The organism is Terrilactibacillus laevilacticus (assembly GCF_006517395.1).
Taxonomy (GTDB): Bacteria; Bacillota; Bacilli; order Bacillales; family Sporolactobacillaceae; genus Terrilactibacillus; species Terrilactibacillus laevilacticus.
Genome location: NZ_VDCY01000020.1, coordinates 19,775 through 44,613, shown reverse-complemented (window position 1 = coordinate 44,613; position 24,839 = coordinate 19,775). Strand labels below are relative to the sequence as shown.

Sequence of the window (24,839 nt, the reverse complement as noted above, 5' to 3'; positions counted from 1 at the left end):
ATTGTTTTGCTTCCTGCGCTCGACTTGCATGTATTAGGCACGCCGCCAGCGTTCGTCCTGAGCCAGGATCAAACTCTCCGAAGTACAGGATGTGCAAATGTCGGTGTTGTCACAGGACGTGACGTCTTTAACCGACTTCCTTATAACAGGTACGAGCTTCGATGTTGCAACAGGACGTTGCGTCTTTAGTCGAAGATTCTTAACCTGTCATAGTTCATTTATAATGAACAAATCATTAACTCGTTTCGTTTGATCCATCGCTCTTTTTTCAAAGAAATCAATCGGTGTTACCCGTTTGATATTACGCTTGGCTTTTGTTTAGTTTTCAAAGAACAATCTCTTAATCTAGTATTTTTCAACAGTAACTTTTATATTTTATCACATACAAAAGTTGTTGTCAATAAGTTTTTTTGCTACTCATTTCAGCAACCTTTATATTGTATCAAGATTAAAAGTTATTGTCAATAAGTTTTTTATTTCTAATCGCTGTTTCGTAACAGCGACTTTTACATTATAAGTCTATTAAACAATCATGTCAATATCTTTTTTATGTGTTTTTAATTGTTTAATTTAGCGACGTTTAATAATATACCATGTTCTTTTATGCGAGTCAATATATTTTTTAAATAAAATAAACTACAAGTTTTATGTTTATAACGAACGCTTACCTTACTAATTAAGCCTCATTTGTTTCAACCACGTCAGAGCCAATGGAATCCATTCTTTGACAGCATCATTGATATGCCGATCATCCCTAGCTGTCACCTCATTAGCTAAAGAAAGACCATGTACGCCATTTTCAAAAATATGACTTTCAAATGGGATATGACTTTTATCTAACGAAGATATAAATTGTAGTGAATTCGATACTGGGACGACTCGATCATTTGATGTATGCCAAATAAAGGTTGGTGGGGTATGTACTGATACATGTTTGCTTGCATCAAATTCCTCTAATTTTTGTTCCAATTTTATTTCCTCACCAAGTAGTTGAGAATACTTTTTATTTTTTATTTCATCGCCTGGCCATCCACTTGTTAAATTTATCACTGGATAACATAAAAGAAGAGCGCTTGGTTTTCTTTCTTCAGATGGAAGAGATACTTTTTCGGATAGCCAATCTTCATGCCACTTTGTTCCGTAAGTCGCAACAAGATGACCTCCAGCGGAGAAACCACATAGAGTAATTTTTTCCTTATCAATTAACCAATCATCCGCATTTTTATAAAGAAGATGGACGGTTTTTGCCAGTTCAATAAGTGGTTGTGGAAAAAGCGGAGTTTTGTCACTGATGCAAGTGTATCGCAAAACAAAGGTATGATAGCCTTCTGCCGCAAAACGCATGGCAATAGGTTCCGCCTCACGGTCTGATGTGAAGTCGTAGCCTCCACCGGGACAGATAATGACAGCAGGCCGTCTTTCATTGACTTTAAACTCATTTGAATTCTCTAATAGATAGCAGGTTAAGATCTTATGATTATTATCTAATGCCATTTTTAATGTCCTCATTTCCTTTTCTCCCTTCATCTACTTTTTCTTCTATTATACTAGTTTCGGCGTTACTTTGATGAGACCTAAAAAATAAGAAAAAAAGATATGTCGCCAAACATGACTACGACATATCTTTCTTCCTAATAGATGGGTGTATTTTCAGCCTTAATATTTTCTAACCGTTCCTTCACTCTGGCGAGAAAACGTCCTGCCACGAGTCCATCAAGAACACGGTGATCAATTGAAAGACAAAGATTAACCATATCACGAATACCAATCATATTATCTTTAACAACCGGTCGTTTTACAATCGATTCAACAGAAAGAATCGCAGCTTGAGGATAGTTAATAATCGGTTGGGATTGGATCGAACCAAATGATCCTGTATTATTAATCGTAAATGTACCGCCTTGCATATCTTGATTGGTTAGCTTATTTTCTCTCACCTTATTGGCTAAGCCTACCACCTCTCTAGCAATGCCTTTAATACTTTTCTCATCCGCATGTTGAATAACCGGAACGTATAAAGCATCTTCCGCAGCAACAGCTAGTGATATATTGATATCTTTCTTTTCAATGATGTTATCTCCTGCCCATGTCGCATTCATTCGAGGAAATTCCTTTAGTGATTCCACAACGGCTTTGATGAAGAATGGTAAGTACGTGAGATTATACCCTTCTTTTTTCTTAAACTCGTTTTTTAAAGTGTTACGATAGTTGACCAAATTGGTTACATCCACTTCAATCATAGTCCAAGCATGTGGGATTTCATGCTTACTTCTTAACATATTATGTGCGATGGCCTTGCGTACCCCTGAAATAGGAATGACATGATCTCCTGGATTTACCGCTTGATCCTCATTTTTAATTTGAGTTTTCTCACTCAATGTTTGAGTATTAGATTGTTCTAATAGGGAATCATTCTTGAAAGAAGCAGGTTGTTCTTGTCTTTTTTCAATAAAATTTAATATATCTTTCCGCGTAATTCTTCCGCCTTTCCCAGAACCATTTACACGAGATAAGTCAATATCATGTTCTTGTGATAGTTTGAGAACGGCAGGTGAGTATCGTTTCCTCATTGAACCTTGTGTATGATCATGATTTATTTGATGTTCAATCACGATATTCGTTTTCATTGATTTAGATTGGGTGGATATAATCGAATCAGTTGGTGAATCCAACTCTAACGTACACATGAGTGCTCCTACAGACAAGGTGTCTCCTTCACTTGCTGCTATATTCTTTATTTTTCCAGAAAAAGAGGATGGTATTTCTGTGTTCACTTTATCTGTCATCACTTCTGCAATGGGGTCATATTTTTTGATTTTATCACCAATATTAACGAGCCATTTGCTTATTGTCCCCTCTGTGACACTTTCCCCAAGTTGAGGCATCGTAATTTGCTGTTCACTCACATAAATCACCTCTTTCTAGTATTCCGCAAGCTCACGAATCGCTTTTTCTATTTTATCAGGGTTAATCATGAAGAATTTCTCCATTGGTGGTGCATAAGGCATAGAAGGAACATCAGGACCTGCCAATCGAGCTATTGGAGCGTCAAGTTCAAATAAGCAATGTTCCCCGATGATAGCCGCCACTTCACCGATCACACTACCTTCTTTATTATCTTCTGTTACGAGTAGAACTTTCCCTGTTTTACTAGCGGCATCAATAATCGCTTGTTGATCCAAAGGATATACGGTTCTTAAATCGAGAATATGGGTGGAGATTCCTTCTTTTTCAAGGTTATTAGCTGCTTCTAAGGCAAAATGAACAGCTAAGCCATATGTTATGACTGTAACGTCCTCACCTTGACGCTTCACTTCTGCCTTGTCAATAGGTATCGTATAGTCTTCTTCTGGGACTTCTCCTTTGATTAACCGGTAAGCCCGTTTATGTTCTAAGAAAAGCACTGGATCGTTATCGCGGATCGCTGCTTTTAATAAACCTTTAGCATCATATGGGGTTGAAGGCATAACGATTTTAAGACCTGGCGTTCCAGAAAAGAGTCCTTCTAATGATTGAGAATGGTAAAGGGCTCCGTGAACGCCTCCGCCATATGGCGCCCGTATCGTCATTGGAACCGACCAATCATTATTGGAACGATAGCGTGTCTTCGCTGCTTCCGATACAATTTGATTTACAGCAGGTAAAATAAAGTCTACAAATTGAATTTCAGCTACCGGTCGCGTTCCATACATCGCCGCCCCAATACCAACACCAACAATAGCTGATTCGGCTAGAGGGGTATCGATCACACGATTTTCACCGAATTTATCAAATAATCCTTTTGTTGCAAGAAATACTCCGCCTCTTACTCCAACATCTTCTCCTAATACAAAAACATTCTCGTCTCGTTCCATTTCTTCGTGAAGAGCAAGGTTAATAGCATCGATATAAGACATAACAGCCATATTATATCTCTCCTTTTTCATCGTAAACATATTTAAGACTAGATTCTGGCTCTGCAAATGGTGCTGCATCAGCATAATCTGTTGCATCATCAACAAGATGTTTTATTTTTTCTTCTAAAGCGGCTTCAATATCTTCGGTAAGGACATTTACCTCGCGTAAGTAAGCAGCGAAAGTCAAAACCCCATCCTTTTTCTTAGCTTCAGATACTTCATCTTTTGTCCGATAAGTCATATCGTCGTCATCACTAGAATGTGGAGTTAAACGATAACAGACTGCTTCAATTAACGAAGGTCCTTCTCCTTTTCGTCCTCGGTCAGCCGCGTATTTAACTGCCTCATAGACACTAAGCGGATCATTGCCATCGACCGTTTTACCGTACATGCCATAACCGATAGCTCGATCAGATACCTTTTCACAGGCAAGCTGCTTAGATGTCGGAACAGAAATCGCATATTTATTATTTTCGCAAAAAAAGATGACAGGAAGCTTTTGAACTCCCGCGAAATTCGCTGCCTCGTGAAAGTCTCCTTGGTTTGAACTGCCTTCGCCAAAAGTCACAAGACTAATCGCTGAATCGCCTTTCATTCTAGCACCAAGAGTAATACCAACTGCATGAGCTACCTGTGTGGTTACCGGCGAAGAATGCGTTAAGATCCGATTTTTTTTCTGACCGTAATGACCCGGCATTTGCCTTCCACCAGAATTTGGATCCTCTGATTTAGCAAAAACATTGAGCATGACTTCTCTCGAGGTCATACCGAATGCTAAAACCAATGCCAAATCTCGATAATAAGCCCCTACGTAATCTTTTTCTCTATCTAAGGCAAAAGCCGCTCCAACTTGTGCAGCTTCTTGTCCTTGACATGAAACAACAAATGGAATTTTACCAGACCGATTTAAAAGCCACATCCGTTCATCGATTCGTCGTGCTAATAGCATCGTTTCATACATTTTTAATACCGCCGTGTCATCTAAACCTAGTTTTTGATGTCGTGTTACCATAATATCGAACCTCCCATAAAGTATGTCATTAAAAGGTTATCTCATCAGAAGCGAAATGAGGTATAAATGCTAAAGGATCATTTCCTATTTCAAAGCCTTGGCTTTCCTCAATCCTTATCTCTTCATAAACTAGAAAGACAGATCGTGTTTTTTGAATTATGTCTTCCTTAGAAGTGAATGGCTTTCCCATCAACAGCAAGTCCTGCCTCACCGAAAACCTCTGAGAGTGTTGGATGTGGATGAATCGTTTCAGATATTTCCCACGGCGAGGCATCTAAAACTTTTGCAAGTGCCGCTTCCGAAATCAAGTCCGTGACATGAGGCCCAATCATATGGACACCTAAAATATCATCTGTCTCTTTATCTGCAATGACTTTCACAAAACCGTCGGATTCCCCGTAGACCAGGGCTTTACCGATCGCTGCAAAAGGAATTTTTCCAATTTTAATGTTGAATTGACTTTTTGCATCATCCTCAGTAAAACCGATTGATGCAATCTCTGGACGTGTATAAATACATTTTGGTACAAGTAAATCATCTAATTTATCAACCTCTAAACCTGCTATATGCTGGGCAGCCTTTATACCTTCATGGGAGGCAACATGAGCGAGTTGGAGTCCGCCGATAACATCACCAATCGCATAAATATGGCTCTCTTTTGTTTGATAATGTTGGTTGGTTTGGATATAACCATGATCAAGCTCAATAGATGTATTACTTAACCCGATATCCTCGGTATTTGGCGAGCGACCAACTGATAGAAGAATTTTATCTGCCTGGTAAGTGACATCTTGATGATTAACTTCCGCATCTATAGAAACACCATCACTTACATTTAAAGTGTCGGATTTTACTTTTGCAGATGTAACAATCTGTACACCTTTTTTCTTTAATTGACGCCGAAGTTCCTTCGAAATGTCGCGATCTTCTGTTGGAACAAGGCAATCTGCATATTCTAATATAGTTACTTCAGATCCAAAATCCGAGAATAGCGAAGCCCATTCGACTCCAATGACGCCGCCGCCAACAATAATGATGCGGTTTGGGCAACTTTTAAGATTAACAGCGTCGTCAGATGTAAGGACATTCTCTCCGTCAGGGACAAGACCTGGTAAAGATTTTGGTCTTGATCCAGTTGCGATAATAACATTTTTTGGAATAAGAATGTCATTATCCCGTTCATCGGTGTATTCAACAGATATTGCACCTGCTATTGGAGAAAAGATTGACGGGCCTAAAATTCGTCCATAGCCATTGTAGAAATCAATTTTTCCCTTTTTAATTAAACTTTTGACACCTTGATGCAATTTATCTACAATTTTATTCTTTCTTTCAAAAACTTTTTTAATATCAAATGTGACGCTTTCATGTCCCAGCATCCCATATTTTTCACTATTTTTGATGGTTGCGAACACTTCAGCGCTTCGTAATAACGCTTTCGTTGGAATACAGCCTCGGTGTAAGCAAGTTCCACCAAGTTGCTCAGTTTCTACAATGGCTGTTTTTAAACCTAATTGGCTTGCACGGATAGCAGCAACATACCCACCAGTACCGCCTCCTAATAGGACCAGGTCATAATTTTTGGTCATAAAAATAGAACACTCCTATCTCAACTGAGAATGTTAATACTATAACATAGTATGTTATTCGTGTATGTATTTACGTCTTAGACTCGAAAACCAAATTTATGTTAAAATTTCATGATCTCATGTTAAACTTCTTATCCATTTTAGCTTATTTTTAATTAACTTACAAATAATCTCTACATAGATTTCAATGATGTCTATTGTTTAGTTATGCAGGGAAAGGTTAAACATGATAAGATGTTGGGTATCAAAAAATATATCCTATTATCCGGGGTGATTCAATGACGATTATTAAAGCGTTTGAGTGGGTAAAAAATATCACGTTTTACGATGGAGCGATCGCACTTATTATTTTTGTGCTATTTTTTATACTAAGAAAACTATTTTCAAAGTATTTCTTTAAGCTATTAACAAAAATTATTGGACAAATGAATCATAAAGTCGATCGAACGCTTATCGTATCTTTCCAAAGGCCGATCGAATTTTTCTTGACTGTAACTGGGCTCTATTTTGCTCTAATGTATTTACCATTACCTAGAGAGTGGAAACACTTCTTTTCACTTCTATTTAGATCCTCCATTATTTTTTGTATTGGATGGGGATTTTATGTTTTCTCAAATATGCTAAGCTATGTATTTGGAGAAGTGGGTAATCGACTCGATTTAAAATTTAATGAAATTGTGATTCCTTTCTTCGCTAAAATCATTAAATTTCTCGTGATCGTTCTAACTGCTGCTGCTATCTTGGGACTTTGGGGGTATCAGCTTGGCGGACTCATTACGGGACTCGGAATAGGTGGATTAGCGGTGGCATTAGCTGCAAAAGACACCTTGAGTAACTTTTTTGGTGGACTCGTCATAATCACTGAGAGTCCTTTTACTTTAGGAGATTCGATTCAATCAGGAACCATCGTAGGGACGGTTGAAGACATCAACTTTAGATCAACTAAAATACGTACGCCAGAACAAGCATTGGTTACTGTACCAAATTCAACACTTGCTTCCCAAGCTATCATTAATACATCGAGAATGGAAAAAAAACGAAATCAATTTGATGTTTTGATTGCGATTGATACACCTCTTGAAAAAGTGACGAGGGTTATTGATCTTATTAGAGATATGCTAGATCATCGAGACGACCTTGATAAAGCCAGTAATGCCGTATATTTTACCGAATTCATCACACATGGCTTTAAACTAAACATCACATTCTTTTCATTAACGACTGATGCAAATGAAGCTTCACGAATACGAGAAGCCTGTAATATAGCCATTCTTGATATTCTAGAATCGGAAAATGTAAAACTTAGCATTCCTTTGCAACGAATCATGAATAATGGTGATCCACTTAAGATAGAAGATCCTTTGGAAAATCAGACAGGTGAACAAAAAAGAAATCAGACACGATCACGATGATCGGTCTGATTTTTTTATAACGTTCACGCATTTAAAGAAATATTTTGCATAACAAAACCGCTTTCTGGCAAGGTCGGTACTTTTACTAGGCTAAAACTTAGATCCTGAGCAGGAATTTCAAACTCTATTTTGTTGACGAGAAAATCAAGACTTGCTTTCATAACTTCTATGGTAATACCTTCTCCAGGGCAACGATGACCAGTGGATGGATCTCCCCCGCCTTGGGGAATAAAATCAAATGACCCTACATCCCTATTTTTGAATCGTTCTGGATGAAACTCATTTGGGTTATCCCATAATCTTGGATCATGATTTGTTCCATATATATCAAGAAAGACTAACATCCCTTCTTTGAAGGTAACGTCCTTCCAAATAAAATCTTTTTTTACTTTCGCACCCAAAAAAGGAGTGAAAGGGTAATATCGCCTCACTTCCTGTATGAACATGTCAAGATCATAAGGGTTACCTGATTTCAAGCTTTCTTTATACTCGGGATGATCTTTTAACGCTAAAGCTGTAAACGTAATGAAAGTTGAAATAGCAACAATGGGCCGGATCACATTAATCAATTCGATGGCTGCCATATGGGGATCAAACTCATTTCCTTCCGCATCTTGATACGTCGCCATGGCATAAAGTGCAGTGCCTTTCTCTGCCTTCTGAGTTCCTTTTCGCACATCTTCTATCATAGACTGTATCCAATTTTCAGCCCGATTTCTCGCCATTCTACCTTTCCAATGCTGCGGTCCCACTGCACCAAAAGAATAAACCATGGACATAAAGTCATCGGCTCTTTCCTTTACTTCTGATTCGTGAAGATTAATTCCAGCCCAATGACAGGCAACACGGCAGAGCGTCTTTTTGGCTTCTTCAAAGAGAACGATCTTATCTAGATTCACCCACTTTTTCGTCGATTCGATCCACTGTTTCATGACAAGTTCCGCTAAGCGTTTTTGATGGAGAGGTGTCATCAATGACAAAAATAATTGTTTTCGATGTTGATGTGCACGACCATCGATCGTTTGGATTGCATTCAATCCAAATAATGTTTTTTGTATTCTTTTTAACACGGCTCCCTGTCTTTGGAATTTATCATTATCGTAAAAAAGCTTAGCGGCTTCACTCCCGCCCATACAAGTGACCTTTTGTCCCAGGACATGTGTTTCAAATATATCAGATTGATATTCTTCAATCCGATTTCTAATAAATAGATAACCTTCACGCATTAATGCAACTGTATTATCCAAAGTTTTGTCCTTTGGAACTTGCTCATTCATTGTCATCTCAATACGCCCCTTTACCTCTATCTAACATCTTCTTTAATATGTTTAGAAAGCGCCAAAAATATAACGGCTATTCTCATTTTTGGTAACTGAACATCGTGCCCAAATTTAATAAGACAAAGTCCCACATTTTTTCGCTTGAATAATGTATTATGACTATTTTAACAATCGGGAGGAAAAGAGATGTATACAGATACAGAATCAGATGAAAGACAACAACATCTAGGATGGCATGAGACAATGGAAATACATGAATTAGTAGCTTTTCAATCAGTTGGTCTGATGAAATTAAAGAAAACATATTCAGACGTAAGAGATCCAGTGCTAAAAAGCTTATATAAACAAACCATAGAAAGTATTAGCAAAAATATTAACGAACTTCTTCGTTTTTATCCCATGGCACCCCGCCCGCAACGTGATGAGAGAGCCCTTCCAGACGATTTGGCTTTTTATTCAGGAGATTTGCTAGCTTTTGCAAAAACCTCTGTACGGAATTATGCCATTGCCATTACAGAAACGGCAACGCCATCTTTAAGAAATGTTCTAAGGCGCCAGTTACTCGGAGCGATCGAAACACATGCCAAAGTATTTAATTATATGTATCAAAGAGGCTTCTATCCTTCCTACGATTTAAATCGGTTACTTCAAAATGATATGAATCTTGCTAAAAAAGCACTCTCTTTTCCTTATTAGAGGTGAACTGCGCCGCTCTTAGCCTTCCGACGCCTAGGACGGGCTAGTTACTCTCGTTCTAGCAGCATACCAGCGTACTTAGCCAGAGACCCTTTTCATTTGTCACCTTTATGAACACGCACTATTAAAAATGATTTTACATGTATAAGTGTAAGCAAACAAAAAGGCCCTCTCCTGTGTGTGTCACTGAGGTGACCCTCAAAAGTAGATTTTTACTCTAATTTTTAGGGTACAGTACACACAGAAGGGGCTTTTTACTTTCATATTCACTACTAAGATTTAACCAAACGAAATATGAGACACCGGTTTTAACCATTTTTGGAGATGATGCTGTATATTTGATGCATCTTCCCCTTCAATAACGATTAGGACGTCTTCATCCTTTGTATTTAATAAGAAGGAAATAAGCTTTGAACGTTTCGTCATTTTCTCGTATATTCCATTATTTAACATATAAAGTTGACTTTTACTTTTTTTCATTACATCAAATAATGACACACTTCTTTTAAATGTAAAGAAATGAATAGGTATTTTAATTGAAAGTATTTTTTTCATTTTTTCATCATCCACCTTAATAGCAAGATTTTACTTATTAATGATCTTATTTAATCTTTCGTAAGGCAGAATAAATATTATAGGAATTAAACCGAATTATGTATAAATATACATACATAACTCAAGTTTTATAATTAACTTACAACCGACCCAGACTGATTTTTCACATCACCTAATTGAAGTTGATACATTTTGTGATACAAACCTTCTTGTTTTAATAACTCTTGATGTGTTCCACGTTCCACGATTTCGCCTTGATGTAGGACAAGAATCTGATCTGCATCTTGTATAGTAGACAGACGGTGAGCAATGGCGATGGTCGTTCTCCCTTTACGCATTTTTTGCAAGGCTTCTTGGATCGCTTCTTCCGTCTCCGTATCGACACTGGCTGTCGCTTCATCAAGAACGAGAATTTTCGGGTCAATCGCCATCGTTCTTGCAAATGATAGGAGTTGTCTCTGACCACTGGAAAACGTAGCTCCTCGTTCCCCAATAGGTTCATGATATTTTCCTGGAAGTTTTTCGATGAATTGATCAGCTTGAACAAATTTAGCTGCTTCCATTACTTGTTCTTCTGTTATACTTTTTTTACCTAGTCTAATGTTTTCCATCACATCACTGGCGAAAAGAAAAGAATCCTGCAAAACAAGACCACATTTTTCTCGTAATTCCTGATCGAAAAAAGTTTTTAACGGCTCCCCATCAATATAAATCTCGCCATGTTCAATGGAATAAAAACGCATTAATAAATTAATGATAGAGCTTTTTCCACTCCCTGTATGACCTACCAATGCGACCGTTTCACCGGGTTTCGCTTCAAATGATATATTTTTCAAAACATCCTTCTTACCATCATAGGAGAAGGTAACATGGCGAAATTCAACAAGACCCTCAGTAATTTTCGGATCACTCGTGCCTTCTTTTACAGGAGCCATTCGTTTATCATCTAATAAGCCGAATACCCTTTCCGCAGAAACCACCGCTTGTTGAAATCGTGTGAGCTGAAACATGACTGAGTTTATCGGATCAAAAAAACGGTCCAAATAATTGACGAATGCATAAAGCACACCAATTTTTACTACACTCTCAAAAGATTGAATTCCGAAGAAACTGAGCATAATCATGATGGTGATTAAGTAAAAAGAGTATACAGCCGGACGAACTAAGAAACTGATTAAACGAATATTCTTCATTTGAGAAACTAAATACTGAGAACTAATGGCACCGAATTCTTTTTTTAACCGTTTTTGTTGACGCATCGCTTGAATCATGTTCATTCCTTGAAGCGATTCGCTTAGTTTAGCATTCATTTGGCTCACTTTCTCCCGTGTAACCCGAAAAACTTTAGCACTAAAATGTCGATATGTTTGCATGAGTAAAAAAATTAAAGGCATAAGAAGCAAACAAAAAGTAGCTAATCTCACATCTAAGATAAACATCCCAACAAAGATTCCAATTAATGATATGGTACTTTGGATAAAGGTCGATAGAACACTCACATACAAATCCTTTATCCCTTCCGTATCATTAGTTATCCTAGAAACAATACTTCCACCAGGTGTTTGATCGAAAAATTTCAAACCAAGCTCCTGAACTTTCCCAAAAACATCCATTCTTAGCTTTTGGATGATCTTAAGAGCGATCACTTGAAATGAAATAAGTTGAAAATAGTTTAATACGACAGATATCATATAAGCCAAAATAAATGAAACAGCAAGAACGGTTAAGGGTTGCCAAGAAAAGTTACGTGGCGTTAAATAATTATCGATATAGATTTTCATTAAAATAGGGCCAAGTACATCAGCTGCTGTCGCGATACAAAGCATAATAAAAGCATACATGAGGGCTTTTTTATGTGGTTTCATATAGCTAGCTAATCTTAAAACAACCCTCTTCTTTGATAAATTTTCTTTTGTATATGGCGTACTCAAGAGATTTTTCCCCCTTCCTCTACAAGAGATTCTAGTTGCTGATTTTGATACATCTCCGCATACCATCCATTATCTTTCATAAGTTCCTCATGTGTCCCTCGTTCAACAATTTTTCCGTCTTCGAGTACAACAATTAAATCTGCATGCTCTATAGCGCTTAACCGGTGAGCAGAAATGAAAGTCGTTTTATTCTTACGATTCTCTTTAAGATTAGTTAGTATAGTTTCCTCTGTCTGAGCATCGACAGCCGATAATGAATCATCGAGAATGAGAATTTCTGGATCAATAATGAGTGCCCGTGCAATCGATATTCTCTGTTTTTGACCTCCAGACAAAGTGACACCACGCTCGCCAACTAAAGTTGCATAACCTTCTTCAAAGCGCATAATATCTTCATGAACATGAGCCAGTTTAGCGGCATGTTCAATTTCTTCTCTTGAGGCATCGGGTTTAGCAAAAGCGATGTTTTCTCCAATAGTAGCCGAGAATAAGAAATGATCCTGCGGAACATAACCGATTGCCCCGCGAAGAGCTGATAACGTCATATCATAAATGGACGTCCCTCCAATTGTGATTTCACCATCAAGACAATCGAATTCCCGAATCATCGCCTTCAGAAGGGTTGTTTTTCCACTACCTGTTTTCCCTACGATACCTAACGTTTGACCTTGTTTTATCGTAAATCGGATATCTTTAAGAGCAGGTGACTCACTTTCTTGATATACGAATTGATGAATATTGTATGTAACCTCACCCGAAGGAATGTTTTTTGATGCACCCGCCTGGTCGACAATGTCTGGTTGAATCGCTAGGAGTTTACGAATACGATCATAAGACGCACTTCCTCGTTCCACAATATTAAAAAGAAAACCAAAGGCCAGCATAGGCCAAACTAATTGTCCTAAATACAGTGTGAAACTTGTTAAACCCCCTATAGTCATAGAACCCTGAACCACAAACATAGAACCAAACACGAGAGCAAGAAAATAACAAATGACAACAACAAACGTAATTGTCGGATCAAACAACGCATCCACCTTCGCTACTGCAAGGTTTTTCTTTACGACATCATCTGATTCTATTTGAAAAATGTCCTTTTGAGCCTTTTGTTGTCCAAATGCTTTAATGACACGGGTGCCAGAAATACTTTCTTGAACCTTATCATTTAAATTTGAAAAAGCTTCCTGAGCCTTATGAAATCGTTTATGTAGCAAGGAGCCATAGTAATTAGTCATAATTCCAATAATCGGCATTGGGATAAGAGCAATAATCGTCAATTTCCAACTAATTAAAGATGCCATGGAGATAATGACCAGAGCGCCCATCACTAGCGAATCAACTAACGTAAAAACGCCATCTCCAGCTGCATCCTCAACCGCTGATACATCATTTGTTGCATGTGCCATTAAATCTCCAATTCTATTTTTATGATAGAAATCAGGTGACAATTTTGTAAAATGAGCATAGAGACGATCTCTCATTAATTTTGATAATCTAAGCGATGCTCCAAATATAAACTGACGCCATATAAAACTAACAATATAATACATGACACCAATCACCGCGAGAAAAAGTAACCATTTGATCAGCTGACTAGGTGTTAGTGTTCTCGTTCTTATATCATCAACAATGACACCGATGAGATAAGGTGGAATCATGGCGAGTAAACTAGACATGCATAAAGTGATAATCCCTCCAATATACCGCCATTTTTCTTTCTTAAAAAACCACCACAAATCCAAAAAAATTCGCAAAATAACTCCCCCTTTGTTACCTGAAAACGCAAAAAAACCATGGGAGCAACCTCCCATGGCAAATAAGTCCAATTCACGTTTATACAGACTAATATCTGTTTATTCGACCAGCTGTAGGAGATGTGTATCATATAACTTGTTTATATGCTCTTTGGTAAAGATTAAAAAAACTTTAATCATGATACACACCTCCTTCGATTTTTTAGCACAATATAAGTATACAAATATTTCTAAAATTAGTAAAGTTCATTTTGAAAAAATATGAATTTTTTTCTTTTAGTGCGTGTTCAAAAAGGCGGCAAATGAAAAGGGTTACTGGCTAAGTACGCTAGAATCCTGCAAGAAACGCCAGTTACTTGCCCGTCCTGGGCGTCGGAAGGCTAAGAGCGGCGCTGTTTTGAGGACCAGAATGTAGGTTTTTACTACATGAGGACCGGAAAAACAAGTGGGCGCCGAGATTCGTAGCTTATCATTTGGTGACTTTTTGAACAACCTCTTTTAGTCTTATACATGACCACTTTGAGTTAAAAACTTTTTTTACTTCCTTTTTTCGGTATAATAGGACGTAACGAAAGGAGATTGTTATGAAATCACTTGTTTTAGCAGAAAAACCAAGTGTAGCCCGGGAAATTGCACGGGTTCTTGGATCAAATAGAAAAAATAAACACTATATAGAAGGTGATCGTTATATTGTCACTTGGGCTCTTGGTCACCTAATGGAATTAAAAATGCCAGAAGACTATGATAGCGGGTATAAAACATGGAAAATGGAAGACTTACCCATTATTCCAAAACACATGGGCATTAAACCTATAAAAAATACGAGACATCAATTTCAAGCCATTCAGCAATTAGCTAAACGTTCGGATATTAAAGACTTCATTATAGCCACAGATGCAGGGCGAGAAGGAGAACTTGTAGCAAGATGGATTCTTGAAAAAATAAAATGGAAGAAACCCATTCAGCGGCTTTGGATCTCATCGCAAACAGACCGTGCCATTCGCGATGGTTTTCGTCATTTAAAACCATCAAAAAATTATCACGATCTCTATCAATCTGCCGTTTGCCGAGCAAAAGCAGACTGGCTCATCGGATTAAATGTCTCTAGAGCTTTGACAACAAAGTATCATGATTCCTTATCTGCAGGACGTGTTCAAACACCAACCTTATTTCTAAACTACGAACGTGAAAAATTAATTAAAGCGTTCAAACCGGAACCCTATTGGACTATTTTCGCTACCATTGGAGGGATTAAGGCAACTTATAAAAAGAATCTTTATCAAGAACAAGAAGTTAAAGACATTCTTGCGAAAACAAAAGATCAACGAGCTGTTATTAAGGATATAACACGAAAAGCAAAAACAGAACGCCAGCCTCTACCTTATGATTTAACTGAATTACAAAGGGATGCCAATCGACGATTCGGATTTTCTGCTAAAAAGACATCGAACGTGTTACAAAACTTATACGAACGACATAAGCTTGTCACTTATCCACGAACCGATTCACGGTACTTATCGCAGGATATGAAACAAACGATGTTGGATCGTTTAAAAGCCGTTTCAAGTGCATTCCAACAAGAAGTTCAACCGGTTTTAAAAAACAAAGGAAATGTCGTAGCCAAATCTGTTTTTAATGATGCAAAGGTAACGGATCACCACGCGATCATTCCGACAGAACAACCGGTATATTTCAGTGATTTAGATTCAGACGAACAAAAACTGTATCGGTTGATCGCCTTACGCTTTTTATGTCTTTTCTATCCTTCTTTTAAATATGAGATGATACAGGTTCATTTAGAGATTGCTGGAGAACAATTTCAGCTCAAAGAAAAGCAGATTATTGAGGATGGCTTTAAAAAATTAGAAAAGACAAGAGTCGAGGATTCGTCTCTACCACTTGATCAGTGGCGAGTCGGAAAAACGCTTTCTATTCAAGAGGTCTATTCAGAAAGAAAAATGACCGAACCCCCTCTTCGATTTTCAGAAGCTGATCTTTTATCCAAAATGGAGAAATATCATCTGGGTACGCCTGCAACACGTGCTGAAATTATCGAAAGATTACTCTCTCAAGAGACCATTGAAAGAACAAATGACCGATTGATTGTGACACCAAAAGGAAAACAATTGATCGACCTCGTGCATCCATCATTAAAATCACCTGATTTGACAGCGGAATGGGAGAGGAAACTAGAAAACATTGCCAAAGGAAAAGAAAATCCAGATATTTTCTTAAAAGACATTGTCAATCAAACAAAACAACTTATCCAAGATATTAAACATAGTGATCAATCGTATAAATTACACAATTTAACTGGTTCAAAATGTCCCGAATGTGGTTCACTCATGAAAGAAATTAAAGTAAGAAATGGTAAGATCCTTGTATGTTCTAATCATGAATGTGGACACAGAAAACATAAAGGCCCGAAATTATCTAATCGGCGGTGTCCACATTGCCATAAAAAAATGGAATTTCATCAAGGTAAAGCAGGTGCCTATTTTCAATGCAAACCGTGTAATGTGGTTCAAAAAGCAGACGAAAAGAAAAAGAAAGTCTCTAAACGTGAAGAACGACAATTGTTAAACAAATACAGTCAGAAAAACAATAGCACCGTTGGTAATAGTCTCGCTGATGCTTTAAAACAAGCTTTAGAGGAGAAAAAATAAAGAAAACTTGCCGATTACGGTGCTATAAGGCGCAGACAGAGGTCAAGTTGCACAAATTTTTATACTTTCTAATAGTATAAGAAAAAGCCACAAGTATCCATTATTATGTTAAATGTCCTTACAAAGGGTACATTTTAATAATACTTGTGGCTTTAATTCGTATTCAATTCAGTTTCATTCCTTCATATATTGTTTCACTTCATCATCATTCGCTCGTCGATACCATTTTTTCGCTTGGCTGGTCGCTATTGGAATCGCTCTTTCCTCTTCATAACCCTCATCTAGCATGGCATTGGCAATTTCAATTGCTTTTTTTCGAACGGGGGTATCAAAATTTTTAAATGAATTAGGGTAATTATTCATCGTCCAAGGCATTTGTTGACCCTCCTAAAACAATTTATAAGTGATTTCCCTAATTAATCGTTTCTTAAACTTTAGTATTCATAACTGGAGTTGATATTTGTTGTTTTTGTACCAATCTAAAATAATTTTGATGTTTTTTCTATTTCTTTAGTATAATAATAGTATGGTTAAGTAAATGGGAGTTGAAATTATGTCAATAGCAAGAAATGAGTTTGAATTTGAAAGTTTGAAACTTAGAGAAAATGAAACTATTGAAGCAAGATTATCCTCTTCATATCACATGCATCTTGTTAATCACAATATTCCCTATCATGGAAGTTTATTTTTAACAAATCAACGTATTATTTTTTTCTCATCCCTCATTACCCCCTATTATCAGTTTATCGATTATGAAAATGTTGAATTCGGTATGTTAAAAATTAAACCGGAAACAACCACACACGAGCTTATTGTTTCATCACAAGGCGAAAAACATTACTTCGAATTTTTTTCTACTACTCCACTAGACTCTATGATCACGAATTTTAAAAACCACATTCATATAATCGATTAATCCCATCATAAAATGTGACAGGAGGTCTTCTCCTGTCACTAACATTAGTTTTTTCTGTTCATTTTTCTTGGTAGTTATTTTAAAGAAAACAAAAAAGTACCCATCCATCATATTGTCAAAAGGTACAAGAAATATCGATTCGTCAGTTGCTTGAACTGACGGATATAACTTATCTTTGTTATTTTAACAATATTAGGATGAGTAAATAATTAAATATGGGGGTAGAGAGCATTGTTAAATTTGAGTCATTCAATGAAGATCCCAAAAATCTACTGATATTGTAAGACTCCTGCACATGAATCCACAAAATCTAATACTCTATATATAAATATTAACATATCACAGGCGAAAAAAAATTGGGAAAATCACAATATTAATCATCTAAAATTAATGAGAACACTTGTTCTTTTTTCCTAAAAGAACTTAAATCCTACGAACCTAACACGTTATTTAACTCGGTTCGCTAAATGTGTTTTCCCCAAAAACTGATTGAACACTTCAGCTAGTATCAGTCCAAATCCAATAGCTCCCGAGAACAAAAATGCTTGAGCCGCCAGTTGTATCGCGGTATTATAATCATTTACGACAAAATGACGCATAGCATCATAGGCAAGTCCCCCTGGGACAAGTGGAATAATACCTGAGACACTAAAAATAATAATAGGTGTCTTGAACTTTTTTGCAAAAATATGACTAATAACACCTATAACAAGAGATGCGGCCACAATGGCGATTAATGAATTCACGCGATATTCTATTAAAAAATAGTAGAGCAACCACCCAATCATACCAACGATACCACCATGAATTAATCGATTTCTCTCAATATTAAACAAAATTCCGAAAGCACCTGTTGCGATGAGACTTGTCACAAGTTGTTGAAGAAACGATAGTAAAATAATCTCTCACCTCTCCCTAAATTATTAGCTAAATTCCTTACTCATCTCTTTCAGTCATTGGTTTGTATGTTACCATTCACTTTATGACTAAAAAATACTAAATACTAAGGCAACGCCGACACCCATAGCAAGTGCGGTTAACATAGACTCAGCACCCTTTGATAAGCCAGATACCAGATCTCCTGCCATCAGGTCTCGTACGGCATTTGTGATTAATACACCTGGTACAAGCGGCATTAAAGATGAGATGATAATGACATCAAGACCCGTACCATAATGGATAGCGACTATGACAAAAGCAATAACAGCGATGATAAAAGCCGAGAACATCTCACTTAGAAAGCGAACTTTTATCATAGCATGAGTATATAAGTTGATTGCATAGCCGATACCTCCTGACAGCATGGCTGGAATAAAGTCATTCCATGTTCCATTAAACATAATAAGGAAACAACCACTTATGATAGAAGCTGAAAGGACATGAAGCCATTTAGGATAGGTATTTGTATTTTCTTCAATATTTTTTAATTTTTCGTATGCAGCACTTACTGACAACTGCCCTTCTGAGATCACTCTGGATAGACTATTAACTAAGGTCACTTTGTATAAATCGGTCCCGCGATCTTTAATTCGATATAATCTTGTCGTGTTAATGCCTTCAATTGAAAAAATAATCCCTGTTGGTGTAACAAAACTATTTGCATCAGGATAATGGTAACTAGCAGCAATCCTATTCATCGTATCTTCAACCCGATAGGTTTCCGCTCCATTTTGTAACATTATTTTCCCAGCAAGCATACATACTTTTGCGACATCTTGCTTTAATTCTGACTGTTGTGCGATCATAAGGTCTCTCTCCAGAAATAAAATTTTCTCCAATATATTTATAGTGCGTGTTCAAAAAGGTGACAAATGAAAAGGGTTACTGGCTAAGTACGCTGGCATCCTGCCAGAACGCCAGTACTAGCCCGTCCTGGGCGTCGGAAGGAAAAGAGCGGCGCTGTTTTAGGACCGGCATTCCACATGATGTGGTAGCTTCAGGCGCCAGCCACAGGACGTGAGCGGTTTTAGCCAGCGATCCTCTTGTATCCGCTACATGAGGACCGGAAAAACAAGCGGGCGCCGAGATTCGCAGCTTATCATTTGGTGACTTTTTGAACAACCTCTTATATAAAAAGACGACTACAAAGAACCATTTTACTCTTCTGATCAATTATTTGGATGATTTTCTTAGGTCGTCATCCGAGTCATGACTCATTCATCTTCTGAAACAAACAATTTCTATAGTCATTTATATAAGTATCAGTTTACATATTCTAACGAATGTGAACGATAATATCAATGCATTTTCAATATTTTCCCTATCTAGATAGTTCACTAACTTCCTTGAATTCTCTACTGAAACTTTTCTTTTAGAGGTTGTTTTCTAGGTAAAGTTAAAGTCTCCACCTGATTCTCCGAAGTTTCAGATTGCGGGTGAGTTCATTCATTTTTTTCTTGTTTATATAAGTTGTCAAGTTCTTCCTGAATTTGGACAAGATCAATTCTTTCAAAAAGTGTTTTAATCAACTTTGGCTTTAGAATTTCTTTTTGTATGGGTTGCCATGAAAAGTTATCTAAATCTAACATTTTTTGTACTTCTCTACTTGAGAATGGTATAAATGGTGATAATAATTGTGCTAAATTGGCTATGATAGATAAACAATTTCCAAGAGTGGATATACATCCTTTCTTATCTGTTTGAAGTTGTATCCATGGTTTTTTATCATCAAAGTACTTATTTGATTCACGAATAAATCGAAATATGTCTTCTAGTCCTTGCTTAAAATGCGCTTCTTCAATATTTTTTCCTACGCTCTTATATAAACGATTTATTTTCTCTTGAAGCGTGGGTTCAAGTTCATAATGAATAGTGTTAAAATCTGATATTTTATCAACAAATTTCAGTGTTCGATTAACAAAATTTCCATACGCACCAAGCAGCTCGCTATTATGACTTAATATAAATTCTCGCCATGAAAAATCAGTATCACGATTTTCAGGGGCATTGATGGTAAGGAAATAACGTATCGAATCTGGATGATATCGCTTAATGATATCAGGAATCCACACTGCCCAATTTTTACTAGTGGATAATTTGCGTTTTTCTAAAGTGACATATTCATTAGAAACGATATGTGTCGGTAAAGCTGGTTTGTGGATACCTAATAGAATCGCGGGCCAGATCACAGTATGAAAAGGAATGTTATCTTTTCCATGAACATAATATGAGATGGTATTCTCATTCCAATAGCAATCTGTACTTTTACCTGTTTGCTTTGCCCATAATTGACTTGCCGAATAGTATCCTGAAACGGCTTCAATCCATACATAAATTTTCTTATCTTCAAATTCCTTAATAGGAACATTGACTCCAATAGGAAGATCTCGACTAACAGCTCGATCTTGCAGACCTTCATGAATATAACGTTTGGTTAATTGAATCGCGTTCTCTCGCCACGTTTTATTTTTTTCTGCGTGGTCAACATACTGGGTCAGTTGCTTTTGAAAGGCACTTAATCGAAAATACAAGTGCTCATTTTTTTTAACAACAGGTGTATGGCCGCAAAGCTTACACTTTCGATTAATTAAATCCATTGGATCCAAAATAGTGGAACAATGATCACATTGGTCTCCGCGTGCATCGGAACCACAAACTGGACAAATTCCCTCAACATATCGATCAGGAAGAAATTGTTGATCATATTCACAATAAAGTTGTTCGACTGTTTTCCGATAAATGTATCCAGTTTTATATAACTCAAGGAAAATATTTTGGACGATTTGATGATGATGTGAATGATCTGTTCGAGTATAGCAATCATATGTGAAACCTAATTGTTTAAAACAATCGTTAAAAGAGGCATGGTATCGGTCCGCAATGATCTTAGGATCAACCCCTTCCTGTTTGGCTCGAATCGCAATCGGTGTCCCATTGCAATCACTACCAGATACATAGAGTACTTTCTCTCCTTTCTGTCTAAAATAACGAGCTAAAATATCGCCAGGTAATAAACTTGAAATATGTCCTAAATGTAATGGACCATTTGCATATGGCCAAGCCCCAGAAATTAAAATTGGCATGTTCCTCATCCTTTCTAAAAAATAATATAAAAAAACCCTCGCCCTTATTAAAAAAATAATAAGGACGAGGGTTAACCCACGTGGTACCACCTATTTTCACTAATGATCTAAATCATTAGCCTCATCAAGTACGGAGCAACTTATCAATGCTCTTATACTGTGGTTTTTGATAACAAGAACCAATACTTGTCGTAGTCTAACAGGCACTATGATGCTGCTCGGTACGACGCTCCGAGGCCATTTTTCAATACTCTTTCTTTACTTCTTTCACCGAATCGAAGCTCTCTGTAAAAAAGAAATAAGCATCTACTTTTTCTCTTCATCGCGTTTTACTTATTCCAATAATTTCTTTATATTATATTCCTATATAAGGATAAATTGCAACTCCTAATTTATATCATCTATTTAAATGGAGTTCATAAATCATGAATATTTTGGATATTTAATAGTTTCAATCGCTATCCCACCAAAAAAACGCCCATAAAAACAGACGTTTAAATATCTTCAAATATGTTGATTCCTAATTAATTGCGGCTCATTTTTCTGTATTTGGACGATATTTGAGCAAGTGTTTGGCTTTTGTTCACACGCTTTTTGAAGGGCACAAGCGGCACATCGACCCTGCCTGCTCTTTTTAATAAACCGAGTTATTGTTAAGGCGGCATAACCAAAAATAAGAATCCCGAAAATATAACTAAATAGCATTAACATTCACCCTTTTTTGAAATTGTTTAAAATCCCATCAGACGACCTACTTGATAAATGACTAGAGAAACGATATAGGCTAAAGCAACGCAGTACATCACCGTAAACCACGTTAACTTCCGAGTTCCAACTTCTTTATAAATCGCAGGAACTGTGGATAAGCAAGGAATATATAATAAAGAGAACACCATGAAAGTATAAGCTTGAAGTGGTGTAAATGCTTGACTAATAACACCCGTTAAAGTTCCGCTATGCGGAGCATGATAAACGATACTCATCGTTGATACAACGGCTTCTTTAGCAAGAAATCCGCTCACTAGAGCTGTTCCTGCCTGCCAAGTACCAAATCCAAGTGGTGCAACAAGTGGAGCAATATAACCACAAACGAGCGCTAGAAAGCTTTGATCAATATTTACATTTAAACCATGTGGTCCTGCATAAGATAATAACCAAATCACCACTGTTCCACCCAGAATAAAGGTTGTTGCTTTTTTCACAAACCCTTTCGACTTATCCCATGTACTTCTAAACAGTGTTTTTGCATTAGGAACGCGATATGGCGGCAACTCTACAATAAAAACAGAATGTTCATGTTTAAGGAAGAAGGAAAAAACCTTCGCCATAACAAGAGCAAGGATAACGCCAAGAACATACAACGAGAGTACAACGAGAGCCTGGTACTCTGCAAAAAAAGCGCCAGCAAATAAACTATAAACCGCAAGTCTAGCTGAACACGACATTAGCGGAGTAATTAAAACGGTTATTAGACGTTCTTTAGGTTGTTCAATGGATCTTGACGCCATTATGCCAGGAATATTACACCCAAAACCAATAACTAGAGGAATAAAGGATTTTCCATTTAACCCCGCCACTTGCATGATCCGATCCATAACAAGGGCAACACGTGCCATATATCCTGAATCCTCAATGAGAGAAATAAAGAAAAATAGGACAATCATCTGAGGGACAAACACAATAACTCCACCCACACCAGCAATGAGACCATTTAAAATTAAGGCTCGTATAAACGGGGTTGCATGCACAGCTTGCAGTCCTTGACCTATCCACTCACTTAAAGACCCAGAAAAGAAACCATCCAACCAATCAGAAACAGGTGTCCCAATCCAATTGAATGTCATGTGAAAAATAAAATACATAATGCTTAAAAAAATCGGAATCCCTAAAAATTTATTCGTTACGATACTATCTATAATATCCGTAAATGTACGGTCACTGTTCTTTTCTTTTGTAATGACTTTTTCCAATATATCATTAATAATTTGTTTTCTCTTCGAATAAATAGCGCGAGCCAGAGAACACTTTTCAACTTCTTCAATTTGTTTATCAAGCTCTTGAATGATTCGTTGTATTCTTTCTAAATCGATCCCTTTATTGGTCTTAATATGATCAAGAACAATCTGATTTCCTTGTAACAATTGCAAGGCTAACCAGCGATGATTGAGTTGTTCTTCATGCAATAAATCACTGATATTTTCAATTGCTTTTTCAATTTTTTCTCCATAATCAATTGAAAAATGGGATACGTGTTGATTTTCTAGTGAGAAATAGTCAAGAATATCACGGCATCCCTTACCTGTCCGGGCAATTATGGGAAGAACAGGTACATTTAATTCTTCACTTAATTGATGAACATCTATCGCAATGCCACGTGATTTTGCTACATCCACCATATTTAAACCAATAACTAACGGTTTTCCAAATTCAAGAAGCTGAATTGTAAGATGTAAGTTTCTTGAAAGGCCGGAAGCATCAACAATATTTAAAGTAGACGTACAACGATTCTCTAACAAATATTGACTTGCAATTCCTTCGTCCTTAGAAATCGGATTTAGTGCATAAACTCCAGGCAAATCAATTAATTGGCCAATCTGTTTTTTTAATGTTCCAACCTTTTTATCAACAGTAACCCCTGTCCAGTTACCAACATATTCATAAGAACCAGTCAATTCATTAAAAAGTGATGTTTTTCCTGTATTTGGGTTACCGAGTAATGCTACTTCCATTAGGTTCGCACCACCTGTATTTCTTTTGCTTCTCTTCTTCTTAATCCAATGCATTGACCACATACTTCAAGCATACATGGACCGCCAAAGGGTAGAGCACATTTATAACAAACTTCTTCTCCTTCAGTTATGCCTAAGTCAAGCAATCTCTGTTGGACAAGTTCTGTTGTTCCAGATAAATTTAATATGGTCGCTTTCTCACCTTTTTTTAATTCTGTTAGGATCATGTCGTTCCTCCTATCGTACAAGCCATGAAAATGATAATTATTCTCAAGTACAATTATAAATGTTAATTAGGCAGAAGACAATATGTATTTTTCGAATTTTTAGTGATAAATATATGACGAAGAAGATTTAGTGACTTCGTCTCTTTAAATATCT

At 36.9% G+C, this 24,839-nt stretch carries 19 protein-coding genes, 1 rRNA gene, 1 pseudogene and 1 other annotated feature; of the genes and pseudogenes, 4 read left to right on the top strand and 17 right to left on the bottom strand.

The features are described from left to right. From FG390_RS15935 to lpdA, 6 genes are all read right to left on the bottom strand, one after another. A 16S ribosomal RNA gene (locus FG390_RS15935) occupies positions 1 to 84 on the bottom strand; the annotation flags it as partial. Between the two features lie 588 nt (positions 85 to 672). Then, entirely contained in the window at positions 673 to 1,509 is an 837-nt protein-coding gene (locus FG390_RS14635; RefSeq protein ID WP_141191779.1) for an alpha/beta hydrolase, read from the bottom strand. 122 nt (positions 1,510 to 1,631) lie between these two features. Then, positions 1,632 to 2,885: a dihydrolipoamide acetyltransferase family protein gene (locus FG390_RS14630; RefSeq protein ID WP_373681556.1), complete on the bottom strand. Its 1,254-nt coding sequence runs from the start codon at positions 2,883 to 2,885 to the stop codon at positions 1,632 to 1,634. A gap of 36 nt (positions 2,886 to 2,921) precedes the next feature. Next, positions 2,922 to 3,905, bottom strand: coding sequence for an alpha-ketoacid dehydrogenase subunit beta (locus FG390_RS14625; RefSeq protein ID WP_141191777.1), 984 nt, complete (start codon positions 3,903 to 3,905; stop codon positions 2,922 to 2,924). Between the two features lies 1 nt (position 3,906). Then, positions 3,907 to 4,908, bottom strand: coding sequence for a thiamine pyrophosphate-dependent dehydrogenase E1 component subunit alpha (locus tag FG390_RS14620; RefSeq protein WP_141191776.1), 1,002 nt, complete (start codon positions 4,906 to 4,908; stop codon positions 3,907 to 3,909). Between the two features lie 167 nt (positions 4,909 to 5,075). After that, the gene (gene lpdA, locus FG390_RS14615) at positions 5,076 to 6,497 is read right to left on the bottom strand and encodes a dihydrolipoyl dehydrogenase (RefSeq protein ID WP_141191775.1); all 1,422 of its coding nucleotides are present in this window, start codon (positions 6,495 to 6,497) and stop codon (positions 5,076 to 5,078) included. Positions 6,498 to 6,775: 278 nt separating this feature from the next. Here lpdA and FG390_RS14610 point away from each other — a divergent pair, with 278 nt between their 5' ends. Next, positions 6,776 to 7,909: a mechanosensitive ion channel family protein gene (locus FG390_RS14610; protein ID WP_141191774.1), complete on the top strand. Its 1,134-nt coding sequence runs from the start codon at positions 6,776 to 6,778 to the stop codon at positions 7,907 to 7,909. A 23-nt stretch (positions 7,910 to 7,932) separates the two neighbouring features. On the opposite strand, the gene cypC is transcribed toward FG390_RS14610, so the two are convergent. After that, on the bottom strand, positions 7,933 to 9,186 hold the full coding sequence (gene cypC / locus FG390_RS14605) for a CYP152 family fatty-acid peroxygenase CypC (protein WP_141191783.1): 1,254 nt from the start codon (positions 9,184 to 9,186) through the stop codon (positions 7,933 to 7,935). A 189-nt stretch (positions 9,187 to 9,375) separates the two neighbouring features. Here cypC and FG390_RS14600 point away from each other — a divergent pair, with 189 nt between their 5' ends. Then, positions 9,376 to 9,885: a spore coat protein gene (locus FG390_RS14600; RefSeq protein ID WP_141191773.1), complete on the top strand. Its 510-nt coding sequence runs from the start codon at positions 9,376 to 9,378 to the stop codon at positions 9,883 to 9,885. 279 nt (positions 9,886 to 10,164) lie between these two features. On the opposite strand, the gene FG390_RS14595 is transcribed toward FG390_RS14600, so the two are convergent. From FG390_RS14595 to FG390_RS14585, 3 genes are all read right to left on the bottom strand, one after another. Beyond that, positions 10,165 to 10,440 carry a hypothetical protein gene (locus tag FG390_RS14595; RefSeq protein WP_141191772.1) on the bottom strand — a complete coding sequence of 92 codons (276 nt, stop codon included), beginning with the start codon at positions 10,438 to 10,440 and terminating at the stop codon, positions 10,165 to 10,167. 134 nt (positions 10,441 to 10,574) lie between these two features. Beyond that, positions 10,575 to 12,305 carry an ABC transporter ATP-binding protein gene (locus tag FG390_RS14590; protein ID WP_246092858.1) on the bottom strand — a complete coding sequence of 577 codons (1,731 nt, stop codon included), beginning with the start codon at positions 12,303 to 12,305 and terminating at the stop codon, positions 10,575 to 10,577. Positions 12,306 to 12,367: 62 nt separating this feature from the next. Further along, positions 12,368 to 14,125 (bottom strand): ABC transporter transmembrane domain-containing protein, encoded by a 1,758-nt coding sequence (locus FG390_RS14585; RefSeq protein WP_141191770.1) that lies wholly within the window; start codon positions 14,123 to 14,125, stop codon positions 12,368 to 12,370. Between the two features lie 584 nt (positions 14,126 to 14,709). Here FG390_RS14585 and FG390_RS14580 point away from each other — a divergent pair. Beyond that, complete coding sequence (locus tag FG390_RS14580; protein ID WP_141191769.1) at positions 14,710 to 16,791, top strand: DNA topoisomerase III; 2,082 nt, start codon at positions 14,710 to 14,712, stop codon at positions 16,789 to 16,791. Positions 16,792 to 16,974: 183 nt separating this feature from the next. On the opposite strand, the pseudogene FG390_RS14575 reads toward FG390_RS14580, so the two are convergent. Continuing rightward, a pseudogene (locus tag FG390_RS14575) lies at positions 16,975 to 17,166 on the bottom strand (DUF2188 domain-containing protein); the annotation flags it as partial. A 178-nt stretch (positions 17,167 to 17,344) separates the two neighbouring features. Between FG390_RS14575 and FG390_RS14570 the strand changes: the two are divergent. Beyond that, positions 17,345 to 17,707: a GRAM domain-containing protein gene (locus FG390_RS14570; RefSeq protein ID WP_181406516.1), complete on the top strand. Its 363-nt coding sequence runs from the start codon at positions 17,345 to 17,347 to the stop codon at positions 17,705 to 17,707. Between the two features lie 446 nt (positions 17,708 to 18,153). On the opposite strand, the gene FG390_RS14565 is transcribed toward FG390_RS14570, so the two are convergent. The 6 genes from FG390_RS14565 to FG390_RS14540 form a co-directional block, all read right to left on the bottom strand. After that, positions 18,154 to 18,609, bottom strand: coding sequence for a threonine/serine exporter family protein (locus FG390_RS14565; RefSeq protein ID WP_141191766.1), 456 nt, complete (start codon positions 18,607 to 18,609; stop codon positions 18,154 to 18,156). An 84-nt stretch (positions 18,610 to 18,693) separates the two neighbouring features. Then, a complete protein-coding gene (locus FG390_RS14560) occupies positions 18,694 to 19,452 on the bottom strand; it encodes a threonine/serine exporter family protein (RefSeq protein WP_141191765.1) in 759 nt (252 codons plus the stop codon). Between the two features lie 636 nt (positions 19,453 to 20,088). Then, a complete protein-coding gene (gene metG / locus FG390_RS14555) occupies positions 20,089 to 21,729 on the bottom strand; it encodes a methionine--tRNA ligase (RefSeq protein WP_141191764.1) in 1,641 nt (546 codons plus the stop codon). A gap of 57 nt (positions 21,730 to 21,786) precedes the next feature. Then, positions 21,787 to 22,061, bottom strand: a binding site (T-box leader). Positions 22,062 to 22,233: 172 nt separating this feature from the next. Beyond that, complete coding sequence (locus FG390_RS14550) at positions 22,234 to 22,434, bottom strand: FeoB-associated Cys-rich membrane protein (protein ID WP_141191763.1); 201 nt, start codon at positions 22,432 to 22,434, stop codon at positions 22,234 to 22,236. Between the two features lie 26 nt (positions 22,435 to 22,460). After that, complete coding sequence (gene feoB / locus FG390_RS14545; RefSeq protein ID WP_141191762.1) at positions 22,461 to 24,458, bottom strand: ferrous iron transport protein B; 1,998 nt, start codon at positions 24,456 to 24,458, stop codon at positions 22,461 to 22,463. After that, positions 24,458 to 24,685 carry a FeoA family protein gene (locus FG390_RS14540; RefSeq protein ID WP_141191761.1) on the bottom strand — a complete coding sequence of 76 codons (228 nt, stop codon included), beginning with the start codon at positions 24,683 to 24,685 and terminating at the stop codon, positions 24,458 to 24,460. The genes feoB and FG390_RS14540 overlap by 1 nt, the downstream gene beginning before the upstream one ends. Between the last annotated feature and the right edge of the window lie 154 nt (positions 24,686 to 24,839).